The 7,691-nt window shown below is 52.9% G+C and carries 8 protein-coding genes; 3 read left to right on the top strand and 5 right to left on the bottom strand.

Annotated elements, in window-relative coordinates:
- Positions 1-228 (top strand): hypothetical protein (locus MJZ26_14320; protein ID MCQ2106952.1); only part of this gene is annotated, 228 nt, incomplete at its 5' end.
- On the opposite strand, the gene MJZ26_14315 is transcribed toward MJZ26_14320, so the two are convergent.
- From MJZ26_14315 to MJZ26_14305, 3 genes are all read right to left on the bottom strand, one after another.
- A complete protein-coding gene (locus MJZ26_14315) occupies positions 225-947 on the bottom strand; it encodes an epoxyqueuosine reductase QueH (protein MCQ2106951.1) in 723 nt (240 codons plus the stop codon). The genes MJZ26_14320 and MJZ26_14315 overlap by 4 nt on opposite strands.
- The gene (locus MJZ26_14310) at positions 940-1,344 is read right to left on the bottom strand and encodes a hypothetical protein (protein ID MCQ2106950.1); all 405 of its coding nucleotides are present in this window, start codon (positions 1,342-1,344) and stop codon (positions 940-942) included. The genes MJZ26_14315 and MJZ26_14310 overlap by 8 nt, the downstream gene beginning before the upstream one ends.
- A 172-nt stretch (positions 1,345-1,516) precedes the next feature.
- Positions 1,517-2,920, bottom strand: coding sequence for a hypothetical protein (locus MJZ26_14305; GenBank protein MCQ2106949.1), 1,404 nt, complete (start codon positions 2,918-2,920; stop codon positions 1,517-1,519).
- 63 nt (positions 2,921-2,983) lie between these two features.
- On the opposite strand from MJZ26_14305, the gene rsmG reads away from it, so the two are divergent.
- Complete coding sequence (gene rsmG / locus MJZ26_14300) at positions 2,984-3,781, top strand: 16S rRNA (guanine(527)-N(7))-methyltransferase RsmG (protein ID MCQ2106948.1); 798 nt, start codon at positions 2,984-2,986, stop codon at positions 3,779-3,781.
- Positions 3,782-3,895: 114 nt separating this feature from the next.
- On the opposite strand, the gene MJZ26_14295 is transcribed toward rsmG, so the two are convergent.
- A complete protein-coding gene (locus MJZ26_14295) occupies positions 3,896-6,082 on the bottom strand; it encodes a PorV/PorQ family protein (protein MCQ2106947.1) in 2,187 nt (728 codons plus the stop codon).
- Positions 6,075-6,638, bottom strand: coding sequence for a hypothetical protein (locus MJZ26_14290; protein MCQ2106946.1), 564 nt, complete (start codon positions 6,636-6,638; stop codon positions 6,075-6,077). The genes MJZ26_14295 and MJZ26_14290 overlap by 8 nt, the downstream gene beginning before the upstream one ends.
- Before the next feature lie 73 nt (positions 6,639-6,711).
- On the opposite strand from MJZ26_14290, the gene MJZ26_14285 reads away from it, so the two are divergent.
- Positions 6,712-7,691 (top strand): FKBP-type peptidyl-prolyl cis-trans isomerase (locus MJZ26_14285; GenBank protein ID MCQ2106945.1); only part of this gene is annotated, 980 nt, incomplete at its 3' end.

Genomic DNA, 7,691 nt, shown 5'->3' with positions numbered 1-7,691 from the left:
TCTCTTTATTTTGGCTCAATAAGTCTAGAAGTTTCTGCAAGTATGTATGATGTGGATTTGGAAAATAAGCGTCTTTCCAGAGAGCCTACAATTTTTACCATGTACACTACAGTTGGTTACCGCTTGGATGAACATTGGAGCGTTAGGGCTGGGGCCGTTAACCTCCAGGGCAGTGGCGTAGAGGATATGGTCTGGTCCGGATTTGCCGGCGTCAGCTATTTGCTTTAATTTTCTGCGACAGTTTCAGATTGCGTTGCGGCAACTTTCGCGGCGGCCCGAGCCTCACGTTCCTTAGCTTCCCGCTGGGAGAAAACGCAACCGCAGAAATTCTGTCGGTACAGATGGTATTGTTCCGAAAGTTCGGTGGAACGCTTGAAACCGCCTTTCTTTTTCAGATCCGTGGGCAGTCGTGTCACACCATATTTTTGGCACTGTTCTTCCATCACTTCATTGAGGACTTGTGCGTCTTTCATGGGGCTGATGGTAAGGGTGGTTGTGACGAAATCAGCGCAAAGTTCTTTCGCAATTCGGGCGCTTTCTGCCAGGCGCATTTCAAAGCATTTGCGGCAGCGCTTGCCGCCCTCCGGCTCGTTTTCAAGGCCGCGGACAAACTCATAAAATTTCTTAGGTTCGTAAGGCCCTTCGATCAGCGTTACCGGATTTTTCGTGGGAAACTCCGCTACAAAGCGCTTGATTTCGTCAACACGATGGCGGTACTCTTCATCGGGAGAAATGTTGGGATTGTAATAGAAAACCGTAATCTTGAAAAACTGGGAAAGATATTCGATGCTGTAGCTACTGCATGGGGCGCAGCAGGCGTGAAGCAGCAATGTGGGTGTCTCGCCACGTTTCTGCAAGCCGTGGATGATGTATTCCAGGTCCCGCTGGAAGTTGTGTTTCGGTGGTCTTGCATCAAGCTGCGGCCGGTTTTCGACGGACTTATTCATAGCTCAACGTCCCGAAGGCGGTGGCCCAGAAACAGATGGCGCTGACGATGGCGAAAAAGCCCATGACGGTCTTTTCCTTATGGCTGACGCTGAACAGGACGGTGGCCATATAGAAGGTCAGGTACAGCGAAAAGAAGAACGCCAGGATTGTGGTGATGATGCCAGGCAGGATATCATTGACAACATTGGGCAGAACCCTTCCTGCAGTCAGCAGAACATACATGGCCACAAACTGCATGATGATCGGTACAATGAATGCTCGACGAATTTCCTTGGGAATAACCCGATGGCGACCGCTCATGGCGTACATGCCAAGAGGGGCTCCCAGGGCCAGGGCGATATTCAATGCGATGGAGGGGGTAAATGCAACCGCGCCGATAATTGCAGCAATGTTCATGATTTAAAGATAAAAAAATGACGCCTTTAGGGCAAAGGAGGTAACCTAAAGGCGTCAGGGAGTGTTTGGGTACCTATAAAGTACATATTCCAACGTGGAATAACCAACGGTTGCAAACAAATGTTGGTTACTCGTGTAACCAGCTGTAACCGGAGAAATTGCCGAAATTTGGTTAAAAAAAGCGTTTTGCCTGGAAAGCCCCGTGAATGGGGTGGATTTTTTCATCTTTTTCTTGCCTAAATGTAACCGCTAGAGACCATTCCAGCGGGGAAATTTTTACCTGGGCTTCGCTGCGGAACATGATTTTTTCAGAAGGATTGGCGTTGGGAAGGATGAGGGTCAATTTTGCCTTATTTCCATCTATCTGGTAAAGGGGGCCTGCTTCCAGATGGGGTCGGGCGAAGCCTTCTCCACGGCGGTGTCGGCTTCTGGCGCTGGCGAAGAATTTCAAGTCTTCTTGGAGCTGGGCAGTCCCCTGCAGTTTAATGTCGTTGGTGGGGCAGCCGTCGCTTGCCTCCAGGCAGGTGGCGGAAACGGCTCCGCGGAAAGCCCGAGGGCCCGATTCGGCGGAAAGCTTTAGGCGGCCGCTGGCGGTGTCGGCGTCCAGCGGAACCAGCATGCGGGTGCTGAGAGAGAGCTTGCTGTTTAGCGCCTGAGGGAAGGTGAACCCGATGGTTTGCGTCCCCCAGAACCTGTTCTTTGCTAGGGAGGCGCTCAGGTGGGACTGCTCCGGCAGGGAGTCGCCGTGAATATAGGCGGATGCCCTGTAGTTCAATTGGGCGAAGGACATTTTTTCGACGTTTTGCAGTTGCAGCCTTACGAGGGGAAAATCCTGATGTTGCTGGTACCAGATGGCGGCTGAAAGCGGTTGTGTTTTTATCTGGACTGCGCCTGAGTTTAATCCGGAGTGGCGCGGGCCTGCGGAATCGTTTCCCGAAAAACGGTGCCAGTAGATGGCGTCCAGGGTGAACCCTGGTCGCCCCTTGCCTGCATAGCTGACTCGTCCTTGGGTGTTTAGGGCGGTATCAAGCAGGGCGCCGATCCTGAAGTTTCCCAGAGGGTACTGTAGGGCTGCGCCCCACAGGGTATCCAGCGGAATCTGGCTGTGGAGTTCCCTTGTGGAAACTTGCCCGAAGTGTGCCTCGGCGGCCTGGTTTTTATAGGTCAGGATTTCCTGGGAGCCGAGGCGGAGCGAAAACTTGTAGAAATCCACCTTCAGTTCCGTATGCCACTTTTCCAGGTGGCCTGCGGAATCCGTACGTCCCTTCCAAAGGACGTAACCGCTGGCAGATTTTAATGTTCTGCCATTTTTCAAATTCCTAGGAGCTCTATCCCCACCGATACTTTTTTCTCCGGATTCGTCGATGCATGATTCCTGGGCATAGACTTCTGCCAATAGGCAGGCTTCCTGGGTATTGCCTTCGTCCAGGAGAATCAGCATCTCCTCAGCTTCTTCACCGGAAATAATACCGCTGTCCCACCATTCAAAAACCTGTGGCTCGCTGATGGTGGCTGCCAAGGGATGCTCACTCAAAAAGAGTAGGGGAATTACGGTCAACAGAAAGATTCTAAACATTTTTGCCCTCATTCTATATACACGTAATTTTCGGGAAAAAAGTCTATTTCTATCTTTGCCTTCATGGTAAGTTCTAACTGGTCAAAGAAGTCTAATTCTCGTGGTAATGGTTCCTGGGGTCGCACGCCTGCTCGTGGCGCTGATGCCCTGGGTAAGGATTTTATTCCCCACATGAAGGCTCCCCGCACGGAGTTTCCGCTGTTTAACGGCAAGCGTGTTACGCCTTCGCTGGCTGGCTTGGACAAGCTCTTGCGCTACTATGGCGTGGAACTTCAGGAAGAAACCCTCAAGCAGATTTGGGAATACCACCAGCTGATTCGCGCCAACAACGACGATCAGGACTTGACTCGTTTGAACGCCTTTGAAACCATGGTGGAACGTCACTATGCCGACTGCACCTTGATCAACGCCTTTGTTGAGAAGTGGCCCGCCCGCATGATCGACGTGGGCAGTGGCGCGGGCTTTCCGGGCTTTCCCTTGAAAATCGTGAATCCCAAGATCAACCTGACCCTTTGCGAACCACGCCCAAACCGCATCAATTTCCTGAACATGGTGATTGAAAAACTGGGCCTCCAGAATATAGACGTGTTCGGTCACAAGGTCACCAGTCGTAGCATGACCATCCCTGTTGATGGAGTTATTAGCCGTGCCTTCGAACTGATGGAGAAGACTTTCCCTCGATTGGAAAATTCCCTGAAGGTGGGGGGTCGAGTGTTCTTTATGAAGGGCCCTGCCGCAGCAGACGAACTGAAGACGCTCCATCCGGAAGACTATGGCTACAAGCTTTTGGAAAAGCATTTCTACACCATTCCCAACAGCACTCAGGATCGTGCGCTGGTGATTTTTGAACGTGTAGAATAACTAGTAGAGTGACTAAAAAAGCGGACCTTGGTAAAAAAAGCGGACCTTGAAGGCCCGCTTTTCTCATAACTCGTAATTCGTAATTTGCAGTTGGCGCCTCGCGCCTCGAACCTGCTAGAACTTAAACAACATGCCGAAACGCATCTGACCGTCGCGAACGCCGTCGTTGTCGCCAACGTCCTTGATGGTTGCGAAGTCGAACTGAAGCACATCGGAGAGCATGAAGCCAAAGCCGAAGTCCACTTCGTTACGCTTACCGGTTCTGTCGTAGAGATAGCCGCCGCGAAGTGCGATGGTGTTGGCGTAGACAAATTCAAGACCGGTGTTGAACACGCCCTGCATAATGGAGTTCTTGAAAGCGTCAAAGCCGTCGCCGCCACGTTCCGGATGAATCAAGGATTTCCAGCTGGAGATGTAGAACGGTTCCGGGTCGCCGTTTTCGTCGTCGTAAACGACTTCGCGGTTGTAGTCAGCAACAACGGTCAGGCGGTAGTCTGCCAAGGAGAAGATCTCGTAGGAAAGTCCCAGACGCCAGGTCAAGGGAATGGGGTCTTCAATGGTCTTGTCCACGTAGTAGACGCTAGGACCGATGTTGGCGAGAACGGCTGCAAAGTTTAGCTTCGGGATAATGAGGTTCTTCTTCAAGACGCCGATGTCGAATGCATAACCGAAGGTGGTTGCTTCTTCTTCGCCGGAGGAAGCGCCGGAGCTAAGGTCGGAGTAGAAGAACTTGATGCTGATACCCAGGCCCCAGTCGTTGGGGAATCGAGTGCCGTAGCTGAAGCCGCCCACGATTTCGGAACTGTTGTAAGCAACCAGGTCGTCGGCATCAACGTCGCCTGCTGCAACGGTGGAACCGAAGCTGACGAAGTTGACGAAGAAGCCCATGGTACCCCAGTCGTTCAGGGGAACCGTCATGCCTGCATAGAGATGGTACAGATCCGGAATGTTCAAGATAGGCAGGAGCTTTTCATAGAAGGCGGTAAGCTGGTAGTCGGCGTCTTTGAACTGTTCCATGCCGTTGGCGGTGCTGAACCAGACGTCGTTACCCTGGGGAAGAACGCTCCAGACCTTGTTGACAGAGAGACCGTTGCCAGAGTGGTAATGAACCCATTCGTCTTCACCCTTGGTGCCTTCGGCTTCTTCCTTTTCTGTACGTTCCAATTCGGCCTTACGTCCGCTGGCGGTTGCGTATTCCGGCAGGTGGCGCCAAACGCCCTTGTCGGTTGCAATCCAGATGCCGCCCTTCTGGTCGACGGAGATGTCGTTCACGTGATTGTCGGCGAACTGAATCTGTTCCCACTTGCGCAGGTTGAAGTGGCTGAGACCGCCGTTATGGGTCGCCCAGATGTGGCCGGAACTGTCCACGGCAAGAGCCATGGGATTCAGGTCCATGACACCGTCTTCTTCGTTGAACAGGCTCCAGCGGTCCTTGTCGTTAACGCTCTTCTTGGGAATCAAACGGGCCACGCCGGCGCCTTCTACAGCTACGAAAAGTTCCTTGCGGGTCTCGGACCAGGCCAGTGCGTTAATCTTCTGGCTGGGGAGAACCTTACCCTTCTGCTCGAACTGGCCGTTGCGGTAGACGAAAAGGCCATTGTCGGTACCGATCCAGATGGAAGCGCCCTGGCTTACCAAGGCGGAAATGCGGTGGTTGCCAAGTTCGCTGTCGTAGTTCTTCCAGCCCTTGCCGTCGAAACGGTACAGTGACTTGGGTGTGCCTACCCAAAGTTTTTCGGTACGGCTTTCGTAAAGAATGGCGGTAATGGAATCCTTGACGATAAGGTTCCAAGGCATCTTTACTTCAACAACGTGGTTTTCGTCATCGGCAGTCTTGATGTCGTTGAATGCCTTGACCTGACGGACGAATTCGTCCAAACCATGCTCAGTGCCTGCATAAACTTTAACTGCATCGCGAACCTTGGCGTTGCCCTGCAGGGTAACAGAGTGGTAATTGATCCACTGTTCGCCGTCGTACTTCTGGATGCCTTCTGCGGTACCAGCCCAGAGCTCGCTCTTGTTAAAGAAACCGTTCTTGCTACGGGCGGCCATCTTGGTGAAGTAGGGGGCGTTCTTGGAATCGGCGGGATAGCTCATGCGCCATTCGTCGGCCAAGGGGCCGAAGGCGAGACCTGCCGGGTTGTAGTACATGGCGGTTGCGTCGTCTGCAAGAGCAGCGCCGGCTTCGCCCATACCAAGCTGGCGAGCGCCAACAGGCATTTCCAAGGTAATAATTGCAGAGCCGGCAGCACAAGCGAGAGCCGGAGCAAGAAGAAGAGCGGAAAGTAGGGATTTACGCAAGGTGCCTCCAGTCCGGTACGTCGTAGTTGCTTCCGCGGGACGGAACCACAGCCTTCCAGCCGGACTTGCTGGGGTTTTCCCAGGGCTGTTTCGGCAGGAGCTTGCAATCGCAGCCCAGAACGTAGGGCGGCAGGATTTCGGCGTGATTGCGGATCTGTTCGCGGGTAATGAAATTTTCTTCGTTTACAAACTTGCAGTATTCCTTGCCCTTGGGGCCAAGTTCAATGCGGTAGGTGGCCGTTCCGTTCTTGTCGCCTTCGTCAATCGTGCGGATGGTTTCTTCCAGGGTCTGGTTCCACTGGGCGATCAGGGCTTCGCGCTGTTCAGGAGACATGTCCTGGGTTTCAAGCCAGGAACGCAGGGATGCTTCGGAGGGCTTCACGGCGGTCAGGGATTCGCGGGCAGGGCGAACCACGACTGCGTACTGACCGGAAACGTCAATGACTTGCTTGGGCTCGTCTTTTTCGTCGGAACTGTGGATAACCACGTAGGCTCCGATGGCCGCAAGGATGATGGACAGCACGATAATGGCGATAACGATGATTATTGATAGCATATTCAATTCCGTTTAGGGATTTTCCCGTACTCTAAAAAACTAGCATTTTCTATCTTGTGGGATAGGAGACCCTATGTCGAAATTAAAGTTTTTTCTTGTACTGTTGCTGAATGTAGCCTGCTTTGCCATTCCTTTTAGGACTGAAACCGTGAAGGAGGGTTCTGGTGACCCCATTCGTGCGGGTCAGCTGATCAAAGTTCACTATAAGGGTTATTTGTATCTGGATAGTGCAAAGATTGCTGCCGAAAAGGCTCGCATGATCGATTCCCTGAGAATTGTGGACTCCCTGCGTCTTGCAAACGACATCAATTCCAATCAGGTTGCAGGAGTGTCAGAAGTTGACGCTTCCAAGGTCCTTGCTGCCAAGGATAGTGCCGCCGCTGCCGCTGATACCACGGCCAAGGACAGTTCCGCCGCAGATAGTACCGTGGACGAAGGTCCCCAGCCCTTTGCAGACTCCTACGCTCAGGGCGAACCTCTGGAATTTACGCTGGGTATGGGCCAGGTGATTCCTGGTTGGGAAAAGGGTCTCATGGGCATGAAGGTCGGCGAAGTCCGTAAGCTTTATGTGCCTTACCAGTTGGCCTATGCAGAGAACTCTCTTGAAGGTATTCCTGCCTATTCCGACCTGTATTTCGAAGTGGAACTGGTTCATGCCGAAAAGCCCATGGAACCGGATGTGTTCCCCAAGAGCGTAGAAGGTCTCAAGTGGCGTGAAGCAGCCAAGGGCCTGAAGATTTATGACGAAAAGGCTGGCTCCGGCAAGCCTGCTGCGGTGGGTTCCGTGCTCAAGACCCATTACACCGGCTGGCTTCTTTCGGGCCGTAAGTTCGGCAGCTCCAAGGATATGGGCAAGCCTCTCCAGGTAGTCATGGGTGCAGGCAAGATGATCAAGGGCTGGGAAGTTGGCCTTGAAGGCATGCGCGAGGGTGGAGTCCGCTGGTTCCGTATTTCTCCCAACATGGGCTACGGTGCAACCGCCTATTCTATGATTCCTTCTAACTCCACCTTGATCTACCGCGTGGAACTGGTTTCCTCCGAGATTGACGAGGC

Origin of the sequence: Fibrobacter sp. (genome assembly GCA_024398965.1) — a bacterium.
Lineage (GTDB): Bacteria > Fibrobacterota > Fibrobacteria > Fibrobacterales > Fibrobacteraceae > Fibrobacter.
This window is presented reverse-complemented; position numbering and strand designations above follow the sequence as displayed.

What these genes read in the sequence shown, in the direction of transcription:
- MJZ26_14315 (MCQ2106951.1), bottom strand. Translation starts at nt 947, where the DNA reads ATGAATAAGTCCGTCGAAAACCGGCCGCAGCTTGATGCAAGACCACCG.
- MJZ26_14310 (MCQ2106950.1), bottom strand. Translation starts at nt 1,344, where the DNA reads ATGAACATTGCTGCAATTATCGGCGCGGTTGCATTTACCCCCTCCATC.
- MJZ26_14305 (MCQ2106949.1), bottom strand. Translation starts at nt 2,920, where the DNA reads ATGTTTAGAATCTTTCTGTTGACCGTAATTCCCCTACTCTTTTTGAGT.
- MJZ26_14290 (MCQ2106946.1), bottom strand. Translation starts at nt 6,638, where the DNA reads ATGCTATCAATAATCATCGTTATCGCCATTATCGTGCTGTCCATCATC.
- rsmG (MCQ2106948.1), top strand. Translation starts at nt 2,984, where the DNA reads ATGGTAAGTTCTAACTGGTCAAAGAAGTCTAATTCTCGTGGTAATGGT.